Raw genomic sequence first — 24895 nt, 5'->3', positions numbered from 1 at the left:
GCTGATCAGCTGCGCGGCAGCATGCCTTCGACGTCGGCGGCTGCGTCATCGAGCGCTTCCTTCGGCTCGGCTGACTGGTCGACGATGCGCGAGAGGTTGTCGACGATTGTCTGCGTGACCTTGACGCCGTTCGAGCCGGGGAAGGCATACCACGGGATCATCACCGGCATCTGGCTGAGGCCTGCCTGGAACAGCGGGTTCTGCTTGTAGAAGTCGCCGAGATAGTCGGCCGATTTCGCGGCGAGCTCGTTGTTCGGGACATAGCCGGTGCCGGGCACGACGACGGAGGCGCCGTAAGGGCCGGCGGCGAATTTTGCGAACTTCCAGGCAGCATCCTGCTTGGCGGCATCATGCGTCAGGATGACGACGGCGTTGCCGCCGGTCGGCAGATGTCCGTTCACCGGATCGATCAGCGGGATCTTTGCCGTGCGCAGATCGAACTTGTTACCGACATTCTTGATCGTGTTGCGCAGCGCGCCTGTCGTCTGGAACTCGAAACCGACCTTGCCGGCTGCGAAAGCCTGTTCGCCGGCGGGCTTGGTGAAAACAGGCATGCCGCCTTCGCTGACCAGGCGATGCAGGACTTCGACGGCCTTCTGGCCTTCCGGGCCGTTGAAGGCAACCTTGCTTTCGTCACCGCTCAGCATCTTGCCGCCGGCGCCGAAGAGCAGTGCCGAAAACATCCAGTCGTCGCCCTGCCAGCGGAAATCGATGCCGTCGACGCCATTGCCGAGCGCCTTGATCTTGCCGCCGAGCGCAATGACCTCGTCCCAGGTCTTCGGCGGATTTTCGGGGTCGCCGCCGGCCGCCTTCACGAGATCGGCGTTGTAATACATGATCGGGTTGGAGGTCGCGAAAGCCAGGCCGACCTGCTTGCCCTTGACCTGGGCGAGCTTGAGGATCGTGTCGGAGAAGCCCTGCTCGGCCATGTTGCCGTCCTTCTGGACGAGCGGAGTGAGGTCGACGGCAACGTTGCGCTCGTCGAGCATGCGCAGGCGGTTCAGGCCGATGAAGGTGATATCAGGCATCTCGCTGGTGCCGACCTGGCGAAGGACGGTCTGGATGCCTTCTTCGTAGGTCGCCGAGGGGCTGGCGAACTGGATCTTGATATCGGGGTTTTCTTCCATGAACTTCTTCGAGATCGTGTCCATCACGTCCTTGAAGAAGCCCGGCATCGGGTAATGAACCGTCAGCGTCGTCTCGGCATGCGCGGGAAGCGCGATTGCCATCGTGACGGCCGCTGCGGCGAGAAGCTGGGTGATATGTTTCATCGCTCGTTCTCCTGGGTTGAAACCGGTCAGCCTTTGAGACCGGTCATGGTGATGCCCTCGACGAAGCGCTTCTGCGCAAGCAGGAAGGCGATGACGAGGGGAAGGGTAATGATGAGGGTTGCCGCCATCAGCGCGCCGTAGTCGTCGCCGGCCTCGGCGGCGCGGAAATACATCAGGCCCAGCGGCGGCGTGGCGTAGTCCTGCTTGCTGATGACGATCAGCGGCCAGTAGAGATCGTTCCAATGTGCGACGACCGAAAAGATGGCAAAGGCGGTGACCGCCGGCCAGGCATTCGGCACGATGACGCGGGCGACGATGCCGAGTTCCGACATGCCATCGAGACGCGCGGCATGGATGAGGTCATCAGGCATGGCGCGGAAGAACTGCAGGAACATGAAGATCGCGAAGACCGAAATGGTGAAGGGCGCGACAAGGGCGGCATAGCTGTTGAGCAGCGTAGCGCGGTCGAGGGCGACATAAAGCGGCAGTGCGGTCGCATGGATCGGCACCAGCAGGCCGAGCATCACCAGCACCATCATGGCGCGGGCGGCACCGAAGCGCAGCTTCGCCATGGCGTAGGCACAAGGAATCGCCACCAGCACCTGGAAGAAGAAGATCAGCCCGCAGACGACGACACCGTTCCACAAGAGCTGCGCCATCGGCACCCGGCTCAAGGCCTTGGTGAAATTCTCGACATAGGTCAGGTGCGCTGGGATGAGCGACAGCGACGAGGTGAAGATGTCGCTTTGGGCCTTGCCGGCCGTCGAGATCATGAAGACGTAGGGCGACAGGAAGATCATCGCGCCGAGGGAAAGCAAGGTGAGACGGATGATCCTGCCGAGGGAAAAAGCGTTCGTCATGTGTAATGCACCCGGCGATCGAGAACGCGGTACTGCAGGAACATCAGCACCACCAGGATCAGCAGAAAGACCACCGTCATCGCCGAGGCATAACCGACGCGCAGATAGACGAAGCCCTCCTGGTAGATCGTGAAGAGCAGCACTTCCGACGCCTTGTTCGGGCCGCCCTCGGTCAGCGTCTTCACAGTCTCGAAGACCTTGACTGAATTGGTGATGCTGATGGTGATGACGAATAGCGTTGTCGGCCCGAGCATCGGCCAGGTCACCAGCAGGAACCGGTCGAGAGAGGACCTGGCGCCGTCCACTTCGGCGGCGGCGTAAAGCTCGCGCGGGATCGCGGTCAGTCCGGCGAGGAATAGCACCATGTTGAATCCGGCCGATTGCCAGACGCCGATGATCGACAGGCTGTAAAGCACCGAGCCGGAGCTGCCGAGCCAGTTCGGACCGGGAAGACCGACAAGGGCCAGCAGCGCATTGATCGGGCCGATTGTCGGGTGGAACATATATTGCCAGACTGTCGCCATGGCGACGATCAGCGAGGCGACCGGCAGGAAATAGGCGGTGCGGAAGAAGCTGCGCGCTTTGGTCTCACTTTCGATCAGCATGGCGATGCCAAGGCCGAGAAGAATCGAGATTGGAGCGACGATTGCCGTATAGACCGTCGTATTCCACAGCGACTTGCGGAATGTGCGGTCGGTGATCAGATGCGTGTAATTCTCGAATCCGACGAAACGAAACTTGCCGTAGCCGAGTTCGAAGTCGGTAAAGCCGAGTACGACGACAGCCGCGACCGGCAACAACACGAAAAGAAAAAGCAGGATCATCGCCGGCAGCACCAGCATCCAGGCGATACGGGCTTCGCTGCGGCGATGGGCAATGGCAGAATTGTCCAGGATGGCCATCGAGGTGACGCTAGCCATGCGCCCTCTCCCGCTGGGAATCGCCGGTAGCGGGGCTGGTACCGGCAGAGCTGAGCACGGCATCAGCAGCGCTGAGCCCGGCATCACCTGTTGCAACGCTGCCCGCCAGCCGGCTGCCGTCCTCGGCAAAGATCAGCGTGCGCCCGGGCGACAAGCGAAGCCCGACCGGATCGCCGGCAGCAAGGCCGGAGGCTTCGGCAGGTTGAACCTTGGCGATGATGGTCTCGCCTATCGCCTCGAGCCGGCAATAGAGGATGACTTCGGAGCCCAGGAATTCGACGCGTTCGATCCGGGCGGCAAGGCCGTCATGCCGGTTCTTGGACAGAAAGACGAATTCGGGGCGAATGGCGAGCGTGACCGGCATCTTTCTGTCGGGCGCATTTTCAAGCATCAGCCGCAGGCCGCCGCAGAGGATGACGCCGCCTTCGGCAAAGGCCGGAAGCAGGTTGATACGCGGCTGGCCGATAAAGCGGGCGACCTCGATATGGGCCGGATCGTCGTAGATGAGCTCAGGGCTGGCGATCTGCAGCAACTTTCCGCCCAGCATCACGGCGACGCGGTCCGCCATCGACAGCGCTTCCGCCTGGTCATGGGTGACATAGAGCGTCGGCACGCCGGCGCGACGATGCAGGTCGACGATTTCGCCGCGGGCGTGGACGCGCAGATTGGCGTCGAGGTTGGAGAGCGGCTCGTCCATCAGGAAGATGCTCGGCTGGCGCACCATGGCGCGAGCAAGCGCCACACGCTGGCGCTGGCCGCCCGACATCTGGCCGGGCTTGCGGTCAAGCAGGTGATCGATCTTCAGCGATGTCGCCATCTCCCTGACGTCGCGGGCGATCGCCGTGCGGGTGGCGCGCTGGCCCGGCATCAGCGATCCCAGAAAGGGCAGCCGCTGCACCCGCGAAAGCCGGCGCATCGCCAGCGGCACGGCGATATTTTCAGAGGCCGTCAGATGCGGATAGAGCGCGTAGGACTGAAAGACCATGGCGATGTTGCGGTCGGCGGCTGCCAAACCGGACATATCTCGTCCGCCGATCGAGATCTCGCCGCGGTCGGCGTGGTCGAGGCCGGCAAGGACGCGCAGCAGCGTGCTCTTGCCGCAGCCGGAGGGGCCGACCAGCGCGATGAATTCACCGGCCCCGACATCGAGGCTGACGCCATCGAGGATCTGGTTGCCGCCGAAGGCCTTGGTGATGCCGCGAAGCGAGAGCGCGCTCATTCGACGGCCTCGCGCGGCTTGACCGCCTGGGGATAGACCTCGAGCACGACATCATCGAGCACATGTGCGGTCATGCCGGGAACGGCGACGATCTCGCTTTCGACCGATTTATCGAACTCGTGAACGACGGCGCCGATCAGGCGCTCGCCCGGCATCTCGCGCTCCATCTTGTCGATGATGAAGGCAGCCGACGGGCCCCAGGTCAGCTGGGTATTGTCGAAACGACCTTGCCAGGCCCAGTGAAGGTGGCCGCTGGCAAAAAGCGCCACGTCATGGGCCGATATCAGATCATATAGCCGCCGGCGCTGCGCCGGGCGAACGCTCCAATAGCCGGTATCGCCTTCATCGGGCGCATCGACGAACAGAGGCTTATGCGCGAAGAGCGCCACACGCCGCCCCGCCCTGTCTTCGAACGCCTTGGCGAGCCATTCGAACTGGGCCTCTTCCTCGTCATCCTCATGGCCGAGAAGCAGCGAATTCAAGCCGATGAAGCGCCAGCCGGCCGCGTCCTCCAGCCAGCGATCGTCACCGGCAAGGCTGCGCCAACGGGCCAGCCGTTCGGCGTTGACGGGCTGGTCGGTTTCCCTGAAGTGACCGACATCGTGATTGCCGGGGACGATCAGCATCGGGATCGACACCTGGCGCATCAGATCCATCGAGAAGGTGATATCTTCGTCCTTATCGGCGCCGTCGACGGTGAGATCACCGGTATGGATGATCAGATCGGCGCCGGTCTCTTCGATCCAGCTCAGAAGCGGCGCCCAGTTGCCGTTGAAATGCGGCTTGTTCGGGCTGAAATGCGTGTCGGTAATCTGAATGATTTTCATGCCTGAATCATTTTCATGGGGTGCGCGTCTCCGAGACCTGGAAGCGCGTCATGGACGCTCCCTTCCCGGGCCCTCTCTAGACGGCTCCCATGTCAATCAGACATCCGCGGTTTTCAGCTGTTTCTCAGTTTTGACATCAATCTGTCATGCAAGAAAAAGCCGCCCGCGGGAACCGGGGCAGCTTTTCGCCTGCATTTGGAATTGAGACTGCGGTGAAATCAATGCCGTGGCGTGTTGGCGGGAATGGACGATACCGTTGCCGAGACAGGGTCGCTTGCCGGAAACGAGTCCTCAAGGCCTTCGTTCAGTTCTTCCTCCAGCGTTTCGCGATCATGGGCCGAACGCGCGCTCGGCTGGCCGAGCAAACCCTTGCTGCCTTCGTCGAAATTGCCGTTGCTCAAGGCATCGTAACGGTTGATGCTGCCGTCGGCTTCATGGCCGGAAAAGGCGGTCAGATGGACCATCATGACCTTGGCGTGGTCGACCGCTGTGGAATCGTCGAGTTCGCCATGGGCGTTGTCGATCTTGACGGAAATCGATTCGCCCCCTTCGCCCAGGAATTCGACGGTGAAGATGTCACCGGTCCGTGTCACCCGAGTATCGATCAACTGCATGGGAACCTCCTGTGTTCATCCACATCAACGGCGATCAAGATCCGGAGTTCCATGGGCCAGTCATTTCAACGTCAGGCGATGATCGTTTTCGCCGGCGATTATGGTTAATTTATTAATAATTCAGGGTTTACAAATGGAACCAAGCGGCCTTTCCGAGTGTTGGTGGTGCGCCGCGGAGGAACCCCTATGCTGCTGAAAATCCTTGCCCCGAAGATCGACGTCGATTGCCATGATACCGGCACTTATCCCGATGGGATGTTTGCCGAAAACCGGATCGACCTTTCCAGCCGCCGCGACGGCCCCCGCCGCTCGCCGCACGAGCGCGATTACGGCGCCGACAGGAAACTGGACAAGCTGCCGCTTGGCTTCGCCTGACCGCACCCGCCTCCCGCTATTGCCTGCGAAAGACCAGCACGCCTGACGCCGGCAGACGACATTGAGCGCTCCTGCCGTGGCTCTGTCTTTTCGCCGCGATTGCCGATGTTCCAGCCGCCATATTTGCGTGCATCGGTATTGAAGATCTCCTGCCAAAGGTCATTTCCCAGGCGTTCGCTGTGCAACCAGTAGCCGTCATCAAGGGAGCATCGTTGAGTGATCCCACGACGAGGAAATCCTCGCTGTTGTTCCATCGATGAAAGGCGATGACCCGATTTTCGTCATGCACCAAGGGGATGGCGATGTTGCGGGAGCGAATGGCTGCCTCTCCGACGCTGACGGCGATGAGATCGCGATAACAGCTGATCATCCCTGCCCCGTTGCCGTCAGCTTCGCCGAGGATACTCTCCCGGTTTTCCAGGAAATCATTGTAGCGACACGGTTTCTGAGCGCCGATTTCCTTGCCCATGAAAAACATCGGCGTTCCGGCCGACAGCAGCGTCATCGCCGCCGCGAACCTGGATCTTGCATCGGCCTGGCCCTGGTCTCGCCGACAACCGGCGCGAAATTGACCGCGATGACTGACGTTCGCGCCGATCCCTCGCGATTGCCGCAGTCGTCGTGCGATTGATTGTAGACCATCTTGGATCGCGCACTTGTCTGCAAGGCGCCGGCAAGTGACGACATGGTCAGCGCCCGCCCATCCCCGAAACCGCCAGGCCGATCCACCTCGATCCCCCAGCGAAAATTGGCGCCGGGGCATGATCGGCCGGCCGATCGTAAAAATGCAAGCACAGATTTCATAATTAATACGGCCCGAAACAGACCACATTCGGAACAATATATCATGGTTAACGGGGCGCGCTGCACAGCCATCCTCGTGTATTAAATCGAATTGGCTGAACAAATGGGGATCTATTCCCATCGCCATTCCCTCGCAAACCGGGAGAAAAGCTTATGGCTCAAGCCCTTAGAATAAATGATATTATCCGTTCTTTTGGCATTGATACGCACATCGACTACACCGACGGAAAATATTCCAATGTCGGAGAAGTCGTTAAGGCGCTCGATTATCTTGGCCTCGATACGGTTCGCGATCACGCTCCCAACTCTGCTTCCGACCCCAACGGACAAACCCATCTCGGCAATGCAGCCGACGCTGGCGTGCAATTCGTCTTCAGCGCCCAACGGGAGGTCGACCCCGCCACCGTGGCCCAGCGGCTGCATGCTTTCGTCGAAGCCCATCCCGGCTCGGTCGTCGGCATTGAAGGCCCGAACGAAGTCAACAACTGGCCAGTCAGCTATCACGGCCTGAGCGGCCAGGCCGCAGCACTCGCCTATCAGAAGGACCTGTCTGCCGCCGTCAACGCCGATCCCTTGCTGAAGGATATCCCGGTCCTCGGCTTCACAGGATATACGGTCGCTTCCGCTTCCGACTACACGACCATCCATACCTATGCGAAAGATGGCGACCAGCCATATTCATGGCTCTCCCGAGAATCCGGCGTTCAGCGCGCTGCCGATCCGGGCAAGCCGCTTGCGATCACCGAGACCGGTTACCATACCTCGCTCACCGCCGACACCAATGGCGGCTGGGAAGGCGTCAACGAAGCGGCGCAGGCAAAACTCCTGCTCAATACGCTGATGGACGGCGCGGCACTCGGATCGAAACAAACCTTCCTCTACGAGCTGCTCGACGCCTATTCCGATCCGCAAGGCACCAATCAGGAAAAGCATTTCGGTCTTTTTCACCTCGACTATTCGGCCAAGCCGGCGGCAACGGCGATCCACAACCTGACCGAAATCCTTGCGGACGACGGCGCTCAGAAGGCAAGCTTCAGCGCCGGAACCCTCAACTATTCGATCGACGGCTTGCCGTCCTCGGCCCGCAGCCTGCTTACGGAAAAATCGGATGGAAGCTACCAGATCATCATCTGGAACGAGCCCGATATCTGGAACCAGTCCACCGACACGGCGATTCAGGCCGCGACGACAGGCGTCAAAGTCAATCTCGGGACCTCGTTCGGTTCTGTTAAGGTCTTCGATCCCTTGACCGGGTCGACCGCGATCAAAAGCCTCAGCAATGTCTCGTCCCTGACAGTTGAGCTCGTCGACCATCCCGTTATCATCGAGGTCGCAGGCAGCGGCGGCACGCCGCCGGCAACCGGTCATGTCTATGGCGGCGCGGGCAACGACACATTCACCGTAACCAACCCCACGCAAATCGTCGACGAAAGCAAGGGCGGCGGGACGGATACCGTCATGTCATCGATCAGCTTCAGCCTTAAGGACACCGCGCATGCGATCGGAAACATCGAGAACCTGACACTGACCGGCGCCACCAATATCAATGGCACGGGAAATGCGCTGGCCAATGTTCTCGTCGGCAATTCCGGCAATAATATCCTTGATGGCAGCACCGGCGCCGACCGCATGTCGGGGCATGCCGGCAATGATACCTATGTGATCGATAATACGGGCGATTTTGCCGATGAAACGGGGGCATCCGGCAGGGACACTGTCAAGGCTGCGACCTCCTTCAGCCTCGCCGATTTGCAGCGCACAGCCGGAACGATCGAGAATCTGACCTTGACCGGAACGGCCAATCTCAGCGCTACGGGCAACAACACCGCCAACGTTCTCACAGGCAACGACGGAAGCAACACGATCAATGGCGGCAAAGGCGCCGACCAGCTGACCGGCGGGCTCGGCAACGACAAACTGATCGGGAAAGCCGGTGCGGACATTCTGACTGGCGGCGGCGGCGCAGATTCCTTCGTCTTCGACGTGAAGCCCGACAATCTCAGCGTCGACAAGATCCGGGATTTCTCTTCTGCTGCGGGCGACAAGCTGTTGTTCGACCATACGATTTTCGCCGCACTCAGCCTATCCAAATTTTCGGATGAGAATTTCGTTCTGGGAACGAAAGCGCTCGAGGCCGATGATAGGCTGATCTACGATCAGACCGGCGGCACTCTCTCCTTTGACGCGGATGGAAGTGCCGCGGGCAGCGCAGTCCATGTCGCCGACCTCGACAAGTCTCCCGCACTTCACTTCAGCGATTTCCAGCTTCTCTGATCGGGATAGCGGCCGTTCCGGCCGCTTCCACCAGCTGCGTTCCCGCGCCCCTCTTGCCGCCGCAGATATCCGCCACATTCTTCCGTTGATGCCACTCGAGCAGCAGCGGAGAAGCCTTTGCCCTGGATCGCCTATATAGCCCATTTCATCGCCGCAGCCTTTCTGACGAACGGCATCCCGCATTTCGTCAACGGCGTCAGCGGCCGGCCGTTCCGCATCCCTTTTGCGCCGCGGGCAAAGCTCGGCTCGCCGACAGCCAATGTCGTCTGGGGCTGGGTGAATTTCCTCATCGCCTTCCTGCTGTTTGCCAATATCGGGCCGCTCTATATCGGCACGCCGGGTGATACGATCTTCGCCGCCGCCGGCATGTTGGTCACCGGCATCCTGCTCGCCCGGATTTTCGAGGGCGACGCCCGATAGTAACTTGCATGATGATAGTCACTGATATAATGACATAGCCATGCAGCGAACAAGCTTCAGTCAATTCAAATGCCCGGCGGCACGCGCCCTCGACAGCGTCGGCGACTGGTGGAGCATCCTGATCCTGCGCGACGCCTTCCAGGGGCTGTCGCGCTTCGACGACTTCCAGAAGAGCCTCGGCGTGGCGCCGAATATCCTGACGCGGCGGTTGAAACATCTGACGGATGAAGGGCTGTTCGAACGGCGTCTCTACCATCAGCGCCCTGCCCGCTACGAATATGTGCTGACAGACAAGGGCCGCGATTTCTTTCCGGTGCTGATGACGCTGTTTTCCTGGGGAAGCCGGCATATTCCGGAAGAGGACCTCGCCTTCCTCTTGGGCGATGCCGCTTCGGGCAAAGAGCGCGAGACAACGCTTGTGGATGCGCGGACCGGCGAAGAAGTGACACCCGAAAATACCAGCCTGCTGGCAGGCCCTGCAGCCGACGACGAGGTGCACGAGCGGATCGCCCGGATGCGCGCCTGGTATCTCGGCATCGACGCCTAAAAGGAGAATAGAATGGACCGCATTGTTGTCACCGGCATGGGACTTGTCTCGCCACTCGGCACCGGCGTCGAGCCGGCCTGGAAACATCTTCTCGACGGCGCCTCCGGTCTGAGGGTGCTGACTGATGATGTCGTCGGTGAGCTCTCGGCCAAGGTCGGCGGCATCGTTCCAGGCATCGCCGAGGACGCGCAAGCCGGCTTCGATCCCGACCGTTACATCCCGCCCAAGGACCAGAAGAAGATGGACCGTTTCATCCAGTTCGCCATGGCGGCGACGGAGGAAGCGGTCAGGCAGGCCGGCTGGATGCCGACCGACGAGGGCGAGCGCGAGCGCACCGCGACGATCATCGCCTCAGGGGTCGGCGGCTTTCCGGCCATCGCCGAAGCGGTGCGGATCGGCGAAACGCGCGGCGTGCGACGGCTGTCGCCCTTCACCGTGCCCTCCTTCCTCGTCAATCTCGCGGCCGGCCAGGTCAGCATCCGCTACGGCTTCAAGGGGCCGCTCGGAGCGCCGGTAACGGCCTGTGCGGCAAGCGTCCAGGCGATCGGCGATGCGGCGCGGCTGATCCGCTCCGGCGAAGCCGATGTGGCGATCTGCGGCGGCGCCGAGGCCTGCATCGACAAGGTGAGCCTCGGCGGCTTTGCGGCTGCGCGTGCCCTTTCCACCGGTTTCAACGAGACGCCGGAGCTTGCCTCCCGGCCTTTTGACACGGCGCGCGACGGTTTCGTCATGGGCGAAGGCGCCGGCATCCTGGTCATTGAAACACTCGAACACGCGCTTGCCCGTGGCGCCACGCCGCTTGCCGAACTCGTCGGCTACGGCACGGCGGCGGATGCCTATCATATGACCTCGGGCCCCGAAGACGGCGATGGCGCCCGCAGGGCGATGGACGCCGCACTCCGGCAGGCCAAGATCCCCGCCTCCGAGGTCAAACACCTGAACGCGCATGCAACCTCGACACCGGTCGGCGACAGGGGTGAGATCGCGGCGATCGGCACAGTCTTCGGCCGCAATGGCGGCATTGCCGTCAGCGCGACGAAATCGGCGACCGGCCATCTGCTCGGGGCGGCCGGCGGGCTGGAGGCGATCTTCACCATCCTGGCGCTGCGTGACCAGATCGCGCCGCCGACCCGCAATCTGGATGAGGTCGATCCGGCCGCAGACGGCATCGATATCGTCGGTAAGACGGCGCGGCCGCTCACCATGGACTATGCCATCACCAACGGTTTCGGCTTCGGCGGAGTGAATGCCAGCGCCCTCTTCCGCCGCTGGTCGTAAAGTCTGCTTTTCTTGCGCTGAAATTCGCTTACACTTCCGCTCTATCGGGGCTCGCTCCCGACGGAGCCGGAGATCAATCCATGCGCGCCTTTCTCGCAGTTCTCATTCTGTGTGCCGCGTCCGCCTTCTCTCCTCTCTCGGCCCGTGCCGAAGATCCGATCGACACGACGCGAACGATGATCGAGGAACAGATCAAGGCCTTCCTCAAGGACGACGCCGAGACCGCCTACTCCTTCGCCGCCCCCGGCATCAAGGCGATGTATCCCGACAAGAACCTGTTCTTCGCCATGGTGAAGAAGAGCTACGAACCGGTCTATCATCCCGGCAACTACGCCTTCGGCCGCAGCCGCTCGATCGACAACGGTGCGCTGATCTATCACGAGGTGCTGATCTCGGGCCGCGACGGCAAGGACTGGACGGCGATCTACCAGATCACCCGCCAGCCGGATGGCAGCTACCGGATCAACGGCGTGCAGATCATGCCGGATGCGGACAGCAAGGGCATCTGATCCCGATCTGATCAAACACCTCGCTGGATCGATCAAACCTTATTTGATTGGTCAAACCGGTTGGAGATCGCCCCTCGCCCATTCCTCCTGCGTTTCCGCCATGAAATCGGCGAAGCGGCCTTCGGCGATCGCCTTGCGGATGCCCTGCATCAGTTCCTGGTAATAGGCGAGATTGTTCCAGGAGAGCAGCATGCCGCCGAGCGCTTCGTTGGAGCGGACGAGATGGTGCAGATAGGCACGCGAATAATCGCGTGAGGCCGGGCAATTCGACTGTTCGTCGAGCGGGCGCATATCCTCGGCATGGCGGGCATTGCGGATGTTGACCTTGCCGCGGCGGGTAAAGGCCAGGCCGTGGCGACCGGAGCGGGTCGGCATGACGCAGTCGAACATGTCGATGCCGCGGGCAACCGATTTCAGGATATCATCCGGCGTGCCGACACCCATGAGGTAACGCGGCTTTTCCAGAGGCAGCACAGGCAGCGTCGTTTCCAGCATCTGCAGCATGACGTCCTGCGGCTCGCCGACGGCAAGCCCGCCGATCGCATAACCCTTTAGGTCGAGCTGGCTCAGCGCCTCGGCCGAACGGATGCGCAGCGCCGGGATGTCGCCGCCCTGAACGATGCCGAACATCGCCTTGCCCGGCTGCTCGCCGAAGGCGACCCTGCAGCGCTCGGCCCAGCGCAGCGACATTTCCATGGCGCGCTCGATCTCCCTCGGCTCAGCCGGCAGCGCCACGCATTCGTCGAGCTGCATCTGGATATCGGAGCCGAGCAGGCCCTGGATTTCGATGGAGCGCTCCGGCGACATATGGTGCAGGCTGCCGTCGACATGCGACTTGAAGGTGACGCCCTGCTCGTCGAGCTTGCGCAGGCCGGAGAGCGACATGACCTGGAAACCGCCGGAATCCGTCAGGATTGGGTGCTCCCAGCGGATCAGCTTGTGCAGGCCGCCGAGGCGGGCGACGCGCTCGGCGGTCGGGCGCAGCATCAGGTGATAGGTATTGCCGAGGATGATGTCGGCGCCGGTTTCGCGCACCTGGTCGAGATACATGGCCTTGACGGTGCCGACGGTGCCGACCGGCATGAAGGCCGGTGTGCGAATCTCGCCGCGCGGCATCGAGATTTTGCCGAGGCGAGCGCCGGCATCGGTCTTGTCAAGCGTGAATTGGAAGTTCTCTGTCATTTGTCTTTCCGGAAAAGAAGGCTCGCGTCGCCGTAAGAGTAGAAGCGGTAGCCTGTCGAAATGGCGTGTTTATAGGCCGCCTGCATGGCCTCGAAGCCTGAAAAGGCCGAGACCAGCATGAAGAGCGTCGAGCGCGGCAGGTGGAAATTGGTCATCAGAATGTCGACCGCCTTGAAGCGGTAACCGGGCGTGATGAAGATGCCGGTGGCGCCGGCCCAAGGCTTGATCTCTCCGCTCTCCCCGGCTGCACTCTCGATCAGCCGCAACGAGGTTGTGCCGACGCAGACGATGCGCCCGCCCTTTGCCTTGACGGCGTTCAGCCGGGCAGCGACTTCGGCGCTGACATACCCGCTTTCCAGATGCATGCGGTGGTCGTCGGTATCGTCGGCCTTCACAGGCAGGAAGGTGCCGGCACCGACATGCAATGTGACGAAATGGCGTTCAATGCCCGCCTTGTCGAGCGCCCCGAACAGCGCAGGCGTAAAATGCAGGCCGGCCGTGGGCGCGGCGACGGCGCCCTCCTCGCGGGCATAGATCGTCTGGTAATCGGCGCGGTCGCGTTCGTCCTCGCGGCGCTTGGCGGCGATATAGGGCGGCAGCGGAATATGGCCGACGGCGGCGATCGCCTCGTCGAGCGCCGGGCCTGAGAGATCAAACATCAGCGTCACCTCGCCGGCCTCGCCCTTTTCCTCGACGGTGGCATCGAGCGAGCCGAGGAAGCAGCTTTCGCCGGAATGGCCGAAGGCGATGCGATCACCCTGCTTGATGCGTTTGCCGGGCTTGGCAAACGCCTTCCAGCGGCTGGGGCCGACGCGCATGTGCAGCGTTGCGGAAACCTGCTGGCCGCCGGCGCCGTCGCGATGACGGATGCCCTCGAGCTGGGCCGGGATGACCTTGGTATCGTTGAAGACCAGTGCGTCGCCCGCCCGCAGGAAGGACGGCAGGTCGCCGACGCTGTGATCCGAAAGGCTGGTTGCAGCATTGGGATCGACGACGAGCAGGCGCGCACTGTCGCGCGGCTCGGCGGGCCGCAGCGCGATGCGTTCATCGGGCAGATCGAAATCGAAAAGGTCTACGCGCATAAGGGCACTTTCAAAGCGAAACCCGCCCTCGCGCAGTCACGCAAGGGCGGGTTTCAGCAGAAATCACAATCAGACGTCGGCGGCAACCCGCATGGAGACGATCGAGTCCGGATCGGAAACCGGCTCGCCGCGCTTGATCTTGTCGACGTTGTCCATGCCTTCGATGACTTGGCCCCACACGGAATACTGCTTGTTCAGCCAGGGCGCGTCGGTGAAGCAGATGAAGAACTGCGAATTGGCCGAGTTCGGGTTCTGCGAACGGGCCATCGAGCAGGTGCCGCGCGTATGCGTCGTCGCGGAGAATTCGGCCTTCAGATCCGGCTTCGAAGAGCCGCCCATGCCGGCGCGGCCGGGATTGAAGGTTTCCGAACCCTTCTTGCCGAATTCGACATCGCCCGTCTGGGCCATGAAATCCTGGATGACGCGGTGGAAGACGACGCCGTCATAGGCCTTCTCGCGGGCGAGTTCCTTGATGCGGGCGACATGCTCGGGGGCAACCTGCGGCAGAAGCTGAATGACAACCTTGCCCTTGGTGGTTTCCAGAATGATGGTGTTTTCCGGATCCTTGATCTCGGCCATTGTCTTCTCCTCTTGTTTCTCTCGTAACTTACTTCTTGCCCAGGGTGACCTTGATCATCCGGTCGGGACTTTTGACTTCGCCGTTCTGGCCTTCGCCGCGCTTGATCTTGTCGACATTCTCCATGCCGGACACGACCTTGCCGACGACGGTGTACTGGCCGTTCAGGAAGGAGCCGTCGGCGAACATGATGAAGAACTGCGAATTGGCGGAATTCGGATCCTGCGAACGGGCCATGCCGACCGTGCCGCGCACGAACGGGGTCTTGGAGAATTCCGCCGGAATATCAGGAAGATCCGAGGAGCCGGTGCCGGCCAGGCTCGCATCGAAGCCCTTTTCCATGTTGCCGTATTTGACGTCGCCGGTCTGGGCCATGAAGCCGTCAATGACGCGGTGGAAGGCGACGTTGTCGTATTCGCCCTTCTTGGCCAACGCCTCGATCTGGGCGACATGCTTCGGCGCCACCTCAGGCATGAGCTGGACGACGACGGGGCCGTCCTTCAGCTGGATGGTGAGATAATGATCGGCCGACTGGGCGAAGGCATCCCCGGCGAAGGAGGCAAGATACAACACGCCGGCAAATGCGAGATAAAAGAGTTTCATATGGGCTCCATTGCGGCGGGTTCCGCCTGGTCTTTGCGCTTGCTGGTCTTGTGCCTGCAAGTCTTTGTACTTGTTAGTTTTGACGCTTGGATGCGAGGGCTTGCAAGACGGCGGCCGGCACGAAAGCGCTGACATCGCCGCCCATAGCGGCGATCTGGCGGACCAATGTGGCGGTAATGGGCCGAGAGGCCGTGCCCGCCGGCAAAAAGATGGTCTGGAGATCGGGCGCCATCGTCCTGTTCATGCCGGCCATCTGCATTTCATAATCAAGATCGGTGCCGTCGCGAAGACCGCGGATCAACAGCGTGGCGCCATGGGTGCGGGCGGCATCGACGACCAGATTGTCGAAGGCGACGACGGTGATATCGCCGGTTTTGCCGGGCAGTGCTTCAGCCAGCGAACGGCGGATCAGCTCGGCTTTTTCCTCAAAGGAAAACAGCGGCGCCTTGCCGGGATGGATGCCGATCGCGACAATCACCCTTTCGGCGACGTTCAGCGCCTGGACCAGAACATCCACATGCCCGTTGGTAATCGGGTCGAAAGACCCCGGATAAAAAGCTGTCGTCATCTGGCCCGACCGTTGGTTTGACGCCTTTTGTCACGGATGCCGCCTTGCCGCAAGTGATTTGGCCAATCGTCCCGGACGGTTGAATGGCGGATGAATGGCCCGTTCAAGGCGGTTTCAGACAGGATCTGCTTAACTCAAATCATCCACGCAGCCGATGCCATTCCGGCATCCGGCGCTCCCCGAAAGACCACATCCATGCTGATCGTGCTTGTTGCACTTGCCGTCGTTTCCTCCCTCGCCGCCGAGATGGCCTATGGCTATTTCGCCGATCGCTACGAGGTGACCTGGGTGCGGCCGGAGCTTGCCTAGCATGGGGCCATCGTGCGCGCCCAAGGCCGGCTGCGCGAAAACCGAGCTTCGAATCTGAACGCCAGATGAACGAGACATTCAAGGAGGCTTCAGATCGGCGTTGGTAAACACCCCCTCAACATCCGGCGGAACCATTTTAAAACGGATGCGTTCATTCAACCGACCCATAGATGCGATTAGCGCGGCAGGAAGGACTACAAATGCCCGGCAAGATTACGATGATTAACGTGCTCTGGATGGTAATGGTCACGGGCATGCTGACCGCAACTGTCGCTCTCTATGATCAGAAGGTCGATACCTCAAAGGTTTATGGTCCCTATGCTTCGGCCCGGACGGCCGTACTGGGCCAGTACTGAGGGGCGAAAACGCAACTCCCCAGGAAAGGAATGCCTATGTTCACGATCTTGACAGTGCTCACGGCCCTTATCAGCGTCATGTTCATCGTGTCTGTGACCTCGACGATTTCAGCGCTCCGGCGCGAAGGTGAAGAGGTGAAGGCACTGAATGAAAAACATAGAGCGTTCTGACATTCCTCTCTTCCCACCCTTGAGCGGCACCCTTCCGTCGCCAGGGTCATTCAAAGCCGGATGCACGAAGCGTCCGGCTTTTTCTTTGGATAGAGCTGTCCTCGGGCTTAAAAAGAAAGGGCGGCTCGAAGCCGCCCCTTTCATTTGATCATTCCTCGGTGGACCCGGCCGGATCGCCATCAGCGACCGGGCCCTCGCCGGTCGCACCTTCGTCGGCGGCTGTGGCGCCTTCGACAGCCTCCTCCGTCTCGTCCTCCTCCGGCTCGCTGATGCGCTCGACCGAGACGACCTTTTCGTCTTTGTGCGTCGAGAAGATGGTGACGCCCTTGGTGGCGCGGCTGGCGATGCGGATGCCGCCGACCGGCACGCGAATCAGCTGGCCGCCATCGGAAACCAGCATGATCTGGTCGCCGTCATCGACGGGGAAGGCCGCGACCAGTTCGCCGATCTCGCCAGTTTTCGACGTGTCGGTGGCGCGGATGCCCTTGCCGCCGCGGCCGGAAATGCGGAAGTCGTAGGACGACGAACGCTTGCCGAAGCCCTTTTCCGAGACTGTCAGCACGAATTGTTCGCGTGCCCTCAACTCTTCGTAGCGCTCGTCGGAGAGCTGCCCCTCCTCGGTGACTTCTTCACCGACCAGCGCGATGTCCTCTTCGTCCACGCCCGTCGCCCGACGTTCGGCGGCGGAGCGCTTGAGGTAGGCGGCGCGCTCCCACGGCTCGGCATCGACATGACCGACGATCGTCATCGAGATGATGCGGTCGCCATCGCCGAGATTGATGCCGCGCACGCCGATCGAGTTGCGGCCGGCAAAGACGCGAACGTCGTCTACGGAGAAGCGGATGCACTGGCCGAGCGCCGTTGTCAAAAGCACGTCGTCATTCTCGGTGCAGGTCTCGACGGAGAGGATTTCGTCGCCCTCCTCCTCGAGCTTCATGGCGATCTTGCCGTTGCGGTTGACCTGGACGAAGTCCGACAGCTTGTTGCGGCGAACCGTGCCGCGCGTGGTCGAGAACATGACGTCGAGATTGTCCCAGCTCGCCTCGTCCTCAGGCAAGGGCAGGATGGTGGTGATGCGCTCGCCGGGTTCGAGCGGCAGCATGTTGATGAGCGCCTTGCCGCGTGAGGTCGGCGTGCCGATCGGCAGGCGCCAGACCTTCTCCTTGTAGACGATGCCGCGCGAGGAGAAGAACAGAACCGGCGTATGGGTATTGACAACGAATAGCCGGCTAACAAAATCCTCGTCGCGGGTGGTCATGCCGGAGCGACCCTTGCCGCCGCGGCGCTGGGCGCGGTAGGTGGTCAGCGGCACGCGCTTGATGTAACCGAGATGCGAGACGGTGACGACCATGTCCTCGCGGGCGATGAGATCCTCGTCGTCCATTTCGAGGCCGCCATCGACAATCTCGGTGCGGCGCGGCGTGCCGAATTCGTCGCGGACGGCGATGAGCTCGTCCTTGACGATGGTCTGGATGCGGACGCGCGAGGAGAGAATATCGAGGTAATCCTTGATCTCTTCGCCGATTTTGTTGAGTTCGTCGCCGATTTCGTCGCGGCCGAGGGCCGTCAGGCGGGCAAGGCGCAGTTCGAGGATGGCGCGGGCCTGCTCTTCGGATAGATTGTAGGTCAGGTCCTCATTGATGCGGTGGCGCGGATCATCGATCAGACGGATCAGGCTCTCGACATCTTCGGCCGGCCAGCGGCGGGTCATCAGCTCTTCGCGGGCCGACTGCGGATCGGGCGCCTGGCGGATGACGCGGATGACTTCGTCGATATTGGCGACGGCAATGGCCAGACCAACCAACACATGGGCACGGTCACGCGCCTTGCGCAGGAGGAATTTCGTTCTCCGGCTAACAACTTCCTCGCGGAAAGAGACGAAAGCGCGCAGCATGTCGAGCAGCGCCAGCTGCTCGGGCTTGCCGCCGTTCAGCGCCACCATGTTGCAGCCGAAGGAGGTCTGCAGCGGCGTGTAACGATAGAGCTGGTTGAGAATCACCTCGGCATTGGCGTCGCGCTTCAGCTCGACGACGACGCGATAACCCTGGCGGTCGGATTCGTCGCGCAGGTCGGAGATGCCCTCGATGCGCTTGTCGCGCACCAGCTCGGCCATCTTCTCGATCATCGTCGCCTTGTTCACCTGGTAGGGAATCTCGGTGATGATGATCTGCTCGCGATCACCGCGCATCGGCTCGATGGCGGCGACGCCGCGCATGATGACCGAACCGCGGCCGGTCTCGTAAGCCGAGCGGATGCCGGCACGCCCGAGGATCTTCGCACCCGTCGGGAAATCGGGGCCAGGAATGATGTGCATCAGTTCCGGCAGCTCGATGGCCGGATCGTTAATCAGCGCGATGCAGCCGTCGATGACTTCAGAAAGATTGTGCGGCGGAATGTTGGTCGCCATGCCGACGGCGATGCCGCCGGCGCCGTTGACGAGCAGGTTCGGGAACTTGGCGGGCACCACCACCGGCTCGGAGAGCGTGCCGTCGTAGTTGTCGCGGAAATCGACAGTCTCCTTGTCGAGATCATCGAGCAGCGAATGGGCAGCCTTTTCCAGACGGCATTCGGTGTAACGTTCAGCCGCCGGCGGATCGCCATCGACCGAGCCGAAATTGCCCTGGCCGTCGATCAGCGGCAGCCGCAGCGACCAAGGCTGGGCCATACGGGCGAGCGCATCATAGATCGCGGTATTGCCGTGCGGGTGGTATTTACCCATCACGTCACCGGTGACGCGGGCGCATTTGACGTATTTCTTGTTCCAGTCGATGCCGAGCTCGGACATGCCGTAGAGGATGCGCCGGTGCACGGGCTTCAGGCCGTCGCGCACGTCGGGCAGCGCGCGGCTGACGATGACGCTCATGGCGTAATCGAGATACGACCGCTGCATTTCCTCCATGATGGAGATGGGCTCGATGCCTGGCGGGAGCTTCCCGCCGCCGGGGGGTGTTTGCTCAGTCAAAACAGATCACGATCTCTTCTAGAATCACTTGAAGATTTATAGCGGAAAGCCTGTTCCCACGCCAATTTCTGAGCGCGTTTTGAACAGGCTTTTGCGGCTTAAAGAGGGTAAAACATACAAGCTGGGCGGCCGGACCGGACAAATCTATCGCGGGGCAGCCGCGGGATATTTGCCAAATCGGAATCCCCGCTTCACAATCATAAAAACCACCTGTCCATATGGGGTTTCGGAGAGACGATGGCAAGCGCCGACCAATTGATCAACGCGTTCACGACGCTGCTCGTCACCATCGATCCGCCGGGGCTTGCACCGATCTTCCTGGGGCTGACGGCGGGCATGAGCCGGGCCGAGCGCACGCAGGTGGCGCTACGCGGCTCGACCATCGCCTTTATCATCCTCGCCGTCTTCGCCCTGTTCGGCGCCGGCGTGCTCGGCGTGCTTGGGATCTCGATCGGCGCCTTCCGCATCGCCGGCGGGCTGCTGCTCTTCTGGATCGCCTTCGAGATGGTGTTCGAGAGGCGGCAGGAACGCAAGGAGAAGGCCACCGAGGCGGCTGTCACCAAGGATCATATCGAAAATATCGCCGTCTTTCCCCTCGCATTGCCGCTGATTGCCGGTCCGGGTGCGATCTCGGCGACGATCCTGCTGGCCGGGACGCTGGCGACCTCCGTCGGAAAAGCGCAGCTGATCGCCGTCATCGCCGCCAATCTGTTGCTGACACTGCTGATGCTGCTGATCGCCGACAGGCTCGACCGTTTCCTCGGCGTCACCGGCCGGGCGATCCTGACACGCCTCCTCGGCGTCATCCTCGCCGCCCTTGCGGTGCAATTCGTCGTCGACGGCGCGAAAGCGGCGCTCAATCTCATCAGCGCGACGCCGCACTGAAAATGGCGGCATCAGCCGCGAGATCAAAAAAGCATGATGCCGTCAACGGCATCATGCTCTCAGGTCTTTCAAGCTAGAAAAAGCGGTTGATCAGAACGGGATGTCGTCGTCGAGATCGCGCGAGAAGTTGCCGCCGCCACCGCCACGGCTCGGCGATGAAGAGGGTGCCGGGGCGCCGTAGTCGTCGCCATAATCATTGTTGCTGCTGCCGCCACGGCCGCCGCTCGCCCCGCCGCCATCGCCGCGGCCGTCGAGCATGGTCAGCGTCGAGCTGAAGCCCTGCAGCACCACTTCCGTCGAATAGCGGTCCTGGCCCTGCTGGTCTTGCCACTTGCGGGTCTGCAGCTGGCCTTCGATATAGAGCTTGGCGCCCTTCTTCACATATTGCTCGACGACCTTGCAGAGGCCCTCGTTGAAGACGACGACAGTGTGCCATTCGGTCTTTTCACGACGCTCGCCGGAATTTCGGTCGCGCCAGGTCTCCGAGGTCGCGATACGAAGATTGGCGATCGGCCGGCCATCCTGAGTACGGCGGATTTCGGGGTCTGCACCCACGTTTCCAACCAGAATTACCTTGTTCACGCTACCAGCCATGCTTCTCACCCTGCCTGCCGCCCTGCCCGGCGGCGTTTCAATCGATCGGCGCACCTTAAACCATCACGGACCGCCGATGCGCATGGGCGGCATTTAATCCACATGTTTATCCATCAGAAAGCCGCATGCATCCATCAGGAATTTTGTTCTTTCTTTGTTCTAGTTTATCCCTATGATCCTGTCAACAGAATCGAAAACCTTCAGTGTTGCCGACATTCAGCCTCGACTCGCCGGTCGGCATCACTAAATAAGGGCTGTTATCCCAAAGGACCAAAGCTGAGACGATGAGCGAACTGAAGACGATCTCCATCCGCGGCGCGCGCGAGCATAATCTCAAAGGCATCGATCTCGATCTGCCGCGCAACAAGCTGATCGTCATGACCGGGCTTTCGGGTTCCGGCAAATCCTCGCTTGCCTTCGACACCATCTATGCCGAGGGCCAGCGCCGTTATGTCGAGAGCCTGTCGGCCTATGCCCGGCAGTTCCTCGAAATGATGCAGAAGCCCGATGTCGACCAGATCGATGGACTGTCGCCCGCGATCTCGATCGAGCAGAAGACCACCTCGCGCAATCCGCGCTCGACGGTCGGTACCGTCACCGAGATCTACGACTATATGCGCCTGCTCTTTGCCCGCGTCGGCGTTCCCTATTCGCCGGCGACCGGCCTGCCGATCGAGAGCCAGACGGTCAGCCAGATGGTCGACCGCGTCCTCGATTTCGGCGAAGGCACCCGTCTTTATATTCTTGCGCCGCTCGTGCGCGGCCGTAAGGGCGAATACAAGAAGGAACTCGCCGAGCTGATGAAGAAGGGCTTCCAGCGCGTCAAGGTCGACGGTCAGTTCTACGAGATCGCCGAGGCGCCGGTGCTCGACAAGAAATACAAGCACGACATCGACGTGGTGGTCGACCGCATCGTCGTGCGCCCGGATGTCTCGGCCCGCCTGGCGGACAGCCTGGAGACCTGCCTGAAGCTCGCCGACGGGCTGGCGATCGCCGAATTCGCCGACAAGCCGCTGCCGCCCGAAGAGACGTCGGCCGGCGGGTCGGCCAACAAGTCGCTGAACGAGACGCATGAGCGGGTGCTGTTTTCGGAGAAATTCGCCTGCCCGGTTTCCGGCTTCACCATACCCGAGATCGAGCCGCGGCTGTTTTCCTTCAACAATCCCTTCGGCGCCTGCCCGACCTGCGACGGCCTCGGCGCCCAGCAGAAGATCGATCCGGATTTGATCGTGCCCGAGCCCGAGCGGACGCTGCGCGACGGGGCGATCGCGCCCTGGGCGAAGTCGACCTCGCCCTATTACAATCAGACGCTGGAAGCGCTCGGCAAACATTACGGCTTCAAGCTCGGCACCCGCTGGAATGATCTGTCCGACGAGGCCAAGGACGTCATCCTCAACGGCACCGACGACAAGATCGAATTCCATTACGCCGACGGCGCCCGCTCCTATACGACGCAGAAGAATTTCGAGGGCATCATCACCAATCTCGAGCGCCGCTGGAAGGAGACGGATTCCGCCTGGGCGCGTGAGGATATCGAGCGCTTCATGTCGGCCGCTCCCTGCCCTTCCTGCAACGGCTTCCGCCTGAAGCCGGAGGCCTTGGCGGTGAAGATCGACACGCTGCATATCGGTGAAGTCACCGGCATGTCGATCCGCGTCGCCCGCGACTGGTTCGAGACGCTGCCGGCCAGCTTCAACGCCAAGCAGAACGAGATTGCGGTGCGCATCCTCAAGGAAATCCGCGACCGACTGCGCTTCCTCAACGATGTCGGCCTGGAATATCTCAGCCTGTCGCGCAATTCCGGCACGCTGTCGGGCGGCGAAAGCCAGCGCATCCGGCTTGCCTCGCAGATCGGTTCGGGGCTGACGGGCGTGCTCTATGTGCTCGACGAACCGTCGATCGGCCTGCATCAGCGCGACAATGCCCGGCTGCTCGACACGCTGAAACACCTGCGCGACATCGGCAACACGGTCATCGTCGTCGAACATGACGAGGACGCGATCATGACGGCCGACGACGTGGTCGATATCGGCCCGGCCGCCGGCATTCACGGCGGCCAGGTCATCGCCCATGGTACGCCGCAGGATATCATGGACAATCCGCAGTCGCTGACCGGCAAATATCTCTCGGGTGAACTCGGCGTGCCGGTTCCCCATGAGCGCCGCAAGCAGAAGAAGGGCCGCGAGATCAAGGTGGTCGGCGCACGCGGCAACAATCTGAAGAATGTCACGGCGTCGATCCCGCTCGGCGTGTTCACGGCGGTGACCGGTGTTTCCGGCGGCGGCAAATCCACTTTCCTGATCGAGACACTCTATAAATCGGCAGCGCGCCGCGTCATGGGCGCGCGTGAAAACCCGGCCGATCACGACCGCATCGACGGCTTCGAGCATATCGACAAGGTGATCGACATCGACCAGTCGCCGATCGGCCGCACACCGCGCTCGAATCCGGCGACCTATACCGGCGCCTTCACGCCGATCCGCGACTGGTTCGCCGGTCTGCCGGAAGCCAAGGCGCGCGGCTACCAGCCGGGCCGCTTCTCCTTCAACGTCAAGGGCGGACGCTGCGAGGCCTGCCAGGGCGACGGCGTCATCAAGATCGAGATGCACTTCCTGCCCGATGTCTACGTCACCTGCGATGTCTGCCACGGCAAGCGCTATAACAGAGAGACGCTCGACGTCACCTTCAAGCAGAAGTCGATCGCCGACGTCCTCGACATGACGGTGGAGGAAGGCGTCGATTTCTTCGCGGCGGTGCCTGCCGTACGCGACAAGCTGCAATCGCTGAAGGATGTCGGCCTCGGTTATATCAAGGTCGGCCAGCAGGCGAATACGCTTTCGGGCGGCGAGGCGCAGCGCGTCAAGCTCGCCAAGGAGCTGTCGAAACGCTCGACGGGACGCACGCTCTATATTCTCGACGAACCGACGACCGGCCTGCATTTCCACGACGTCGCCAAGCTGCTCGAAATGCTGCACGAACTGGTCAACCAGGGCAATTCGGTGGTAGTGATCGAGCACAATCTCGAAGTCATCAAGACGGCTGACTGGGTGCTCGATTTCGGCCCCGAGGGCGGCGACGGCGGCGGCGAGATCGTGGCTGTCGGCACGCCTGAAACAATCGTCAAGGAGAAGCGCTCCTATACCGGCCATTTCCTCAAGGAATTGCTGGAGCGGCGGCCGGCGAAGAAGGCGGTTGCGGCGGAATGACGATGAGGCCAGCGTCGCCCGATGATCTGCAAACGATCGCGACGCTGACAGCAGCCGCCTATCGGCCCTATACCGAACTCCTCGGCGCTCCGCCGATCCCGGTGACGGAGGATTACGCGCCGCGGATCGACCGCGGCGAGATCTGGCTGCGCGAGATCGGCGGCGAAACGGCTGGCCTCGTGGTCATCGAGAAGCATTCCGATCACTTGATGCTCTTCAGCATCGCGGTCTCGCCGGCCTTTCAGGGCGGCGGGCATGGGCTCTCGATGCTGCGCTGGCTGGAAGGCAAGGCGCGGGAATGGGCAGCTCCGGAAATCCGGCTCTATACGAATGCGCTTATGGAACGGAATATCGCGCTCTATCGCGCCTTCGGGTTTCAGGAAACGGGTCGCCGGCCGAACCCTTATAGGCCAGGCTGGACGCTCGTCGACATGGTGAAAGAGATCGATGCGGCCTGAGCGGCTGCCAATGAGGAGGACGAC

At 61.6% G+C, this 24895-nt stretch carries 23 protein-coding genes and 2 pseudogenes; 11 read left to right on the top strand and 14 right to left on the bottom strand.

Features of this window, described 5'->3' with window-relative positions; all coding sequences use genetic code 11:
• Positions 1–5: 5 nt before the first annotated feature.
• From PO860_RS09090 to PO860_RS09065, 6 genes are all read right to left on the bottom strand, one after another.
• Positions 6–1271: an ABC transporter substrate-binding protein gene (locus PO860_RS09090; protein ID WP_272782569.1), complete on the bottom strand. Its 1266-nt coding sequence runs from the start codon at positions 1269–1271 to the stop codon at positions 6–8.
• Between the two features lie 26 nt (positions 1272–1297).
• Positions 1298–2131, bottom strand: coding sequence for a carbohydrate ABC transporter permease (locus tag PO860_RS09085; RefSeq protein ID WP_272782570.1), 834 nt, complete (start codon positions 2129–2131; stop codon positions 1298–1300).
• Positions 2128–3051 (bottom strand): carbohydrate ABC transporter permease, encoded by a 924-nt coding sequence (locus PO860_RS09080; RefSeq protein ID WP_272782571.1) that lies wholly within the window; start codon positions 3049–3051, stop codon positions 2128–2130. The genes PO860_RS09085 and PO860_RS09080 overlap by 4 nt, the downstream gene beginning before the upstream one ends.
• Positions 3044–4270, bottom strand: coding sequence for an ABC transporter ATP-binding protein (locus PO860_RS09075; RefSeq protein ID WP_272782572.1), 1227 nt, complete (start codon positions 4268–4270; stop codon positions 3044–3046). The genes PO860_RS09080 and PO860_RS09075 overlap by 8 nt, the downstream gene beginning before the upstream one ends.
• On the bottom strand, positions 4267–5097 hold the full coding sequence (locus tag PO860_RS09070; protein WP_272782573.1) for a metallophosphoesterase family protein: 831 nt from the start codon (positions 5095–5097) through the stop codon (positions 4267–4269). Before PO860_RS09070 ends, PO860_RS09075 begins: the two co-directional genes overlap by 4 nt.
• A 218-nt stretch (positions 5098–5315) precedes the next feature.
• Positions 5316–5711: a hypothetical protein gene (locus PO860_RS09065; protein ID WP_273885644.1), complete on the bottom strand. Its 396-nt coding sequence runs from the start codon at positions 5709–5711 to the stop codon at positions 5316–5318.
• A 186-nt stretch (positions 5712–5897) separates the two neighbouring features.
• Here PO860_RS09065 and PO860_RS09060 point away from each other — a divergent pair, with 186 nt between their 5' ends.
• Entirely contained in the window at positions 5898–6086 is a 189-nt protein-coding gene (locus tag PO860_RS09060) for a hypothetical protein (RefSeq protein WP_183607336.1), read from the top strand.
• Between the two features lie 16 nt (positions 6087–6102).
• Here PO860_RS09060 and PO860_RS09055 read toward each other — a convergent pair.
• Positions 6103–6800: pseudogene (locus PO860_RS09055) on the bottom strand (alpha amylase C-terminal domain-containing protein); the annotation flags it as partial.
• A 243-nt stretch (positions 6801–7043) separates the two neighbouring features.
• Between PO860_RS09055 and PO860_RS09050 the strand changes: the two are divergent.
• From PO860_RS09050 to PO860_RS09030, 5 genes are all read left to right on the top strand, one after another.
• Positions 7044–9164 carry a calcium-binding protein gene (locus tag PO860_RS09050; RefSeq protein ID WP_272782576.1) on the top strand — a complete coding sequence of 707 codons (2121 nt, stop codon included), beginning with the start codon at positions 7044–7046 and terminating at the stop codon, positions 9162–9164.
• A 117-nt stretch (positions 9165–9281) separates the two neighbouring features.
• Complete coding sequence (locus PO860_RS09045) at positions 9282–9584, top strand: hypothetical protein (RefSeq protein ID WP_272782577.1); 303 nt, start codon at positions 9282–9284, stop codon at positions 9582–9584.
• 40 nt (positions 9585–9624) lie between these two features.
• Positions 9625–10131, top strand: coding sequence for a winged helix-turn-helix transcriptional regulator (locus tag PO860_RS09040; protein WP_183607339.1), 507 nt, complete (start codon positions 9625–9627; stop codon positions 10129–10131).
• Between the two features lie 12 nt (positions 10132–10143).
• Positions 10144–11409 carry a beta-ketoacyl-ACP synthase II gene (gene fabF / locus PO860_RS09035; protein WP_272782578.1) on the top strand — a complete coding sequence of 422 codons (1266 nt, stop codon included), beginning with the start codon at positions 10144–10146 and terminating at the stop codon, positions 11407–11409.
• 80 nt (positions 11410–11489) lie between these two features.
• Positions 11490–11918: a DUF4864 domain-containing protein gene (locus tag PO860_RS09030; protein ID WP_097619750.1), complete on the top strand. Its 429-nt coding sequence runs from the start codon at positions 11490–11492 to the stop codon at positions 11916–11918.
• A 51-nt stretch (positions 11919–11969) separates the two neighbouring features.
• Here PO860_RS09030 and tgt read toward each other — a convergent pair whose 3' ends face one another.
• The 5 genes from tgt to coaD form a co-directional block, all read right to left on the bottom strand.
• Positions 11970–13100 (bottom strand): tRNA guanosine(34) transglycosylase Tgt, encoded by a 1131-nt coding sequence (gene tgt / locus PO860_RS09025; RefSeq protein WP_273885647.1) that lies wholly within the window; start codon positions 13098–13100, stop codon positions 11970–11972.
• Positions 13097–14182, bottom strand: coding sequence for a tRNA preQ1(34) S-adenosylmethionine ribosyltransferase-isomerase QueA (gene queA / locus PO860_RS09020; protein WP_272782580.1), 1086 nt, complete (start codon positions 14180–14182; stop codon positions 13097–13099). The genes tgt and queA overlap by 4 nt, the downstream gene beginning before the upstream one ends.
• 69 nt (positions 14183–14251) lie before the next feature.
• On the bottom strand, positions 14252–14761 hold the full coding sequence (locus tag PO860_RS09015; RefSeq protein WP_003573154.1) for a peptidylprolyl isomerase: 510 nt from the start codon (positions 14759–14761) through the stop codon (positions 14252–14254).
• A gap of 28 nt (positions 14762–14789) precedes the next feature.
• Positions 14790–15362, bottom strand: a complete 573-nt coding sequence (locus PO860_RS09010; RefSeq protein WP_183607343.1) for a peptidylprolyl isomerase — start codon at positions 15360–15362, stop codon at positions 14790–14792.
• 73 nt (positions 15363–15435) lie between these two features.
• Complete coding sequence (coaD, locus tag PO860_RS09005; RefSeq protein WP_183607344.1) at positions 15436–15930, bottom strand: pantetheine-phosphate adenylyltransferase; 495 nt, start codon at positions 15928–15930, stop codon at positions 15436–15438.
• 90 nt (positions 15931–16020) lie between these two features.
• Here coaD and PO860_RS09000 point away from each other — a divergent pair.
• Positions 16021–16236 (top strand): annotated as a pseudogene (locus PO860_RS09000) (hypothetical protein); the annotation flags it as partial.
• Between the two features lie 203 nt (positions 16237–16439).
• Positions 16440–16595 (top strand): hypothetical protein, encoded by a 156-nt coding sequence (locus tag PO860_RS08995; RefSeq protein WP_003539654.1) that lies wholly within the window; start codon positions 16440–16442, stop codon positions 16593–16595.
• Between the two features lie 319 nt (positions 16596–16914).
• Here the strand turns inward: PO860_RS08995 and gyrA are convergent, their stop codons facing one another.
• Entirely contained in the window at positions 16915–19728 is a 2814-nt protein-coding gene (gyrA, locus tag PO860_RS08990; RefSeq protein ID WP_275038249.1) for a DNA gyrase subunit A, read from the bottom strand.
• A 237-nt stretch (positions 19729–19965) separates the two neighbouring features.
• On the opposite strand from gyrA, the gene PO860_RS08985 reads away from it, so the two are divergent.
• A complete protein-coding gene (locus PO860_RS08985) occupies positions 19966–20613 on the top strand; it encodes a MarC family protein (RefSeq protein ID WP_097619757.1) in 648 nt (215 codons plus the stop codon).
• 90 nt (positions 20614–20703) lie between these two features.
• Here the strand turns inward: PO860_RS08985 and PO860_RS08980 are convergent, their stop codons facing one another.
• Positions 20704–21207, bottom strand: a complete 504-nt coding sequence (locus tag PO860_RS08980) for a single-stranded DNA-binding protein (protein WP_183607348.1) — start codon at positions 21205–21207, stop codon at positions 20704–20706.
• A 284-nt stretch (positions 21208–21491) separates the two neighbouring features.
• On the opposite strand from PO860_RS08980, the gene uvrA reads away from it, so the two are divergent.
• Together uvrA and PO860_RS08970 are read left to right on the top strand one after the other, a co-directional pair.
• Positions 21492–24413, top strand: a complete 2922-nt coding sequence (uvrA, locus tag PO860_RS08975) for an excinuclease ABC subunit UvrA (RefSeq protein ID WP_183607349.1) — start codon at positions 21492–21494, stop codon at positions 24411–24413.
• On the top strand, positions 24410–24871 hold the full coding sequence (locus PO860_RS08970) for a GNAT family N-acetyltransferase (protein ID WP_183607350.1): 462 nt from the start codon (positions 24410–24412) through the stop codon (positions 24869–24871). Before uvrA ends, PO860_RS08970 begins: the two co-directional genes overlap by 4 nt.
• The last annotated feature ends 24 nt before the right edge of the window (positions 24872–24895 follow it).

The sequence above is a fragment of the Rhizobium binxianense genome, assembly GCF_028994275.1.
GTDB classification, from domain to species: Bacteria; Pseudomonadota; Alphaproteobacteria; order Rhizobiales; family Rhizobiaceae; genus Rhizobium; species Rhizobium binxianense.
This window is presented reverse-complemented; position numbering and strand designations above follow the sequence as displayed.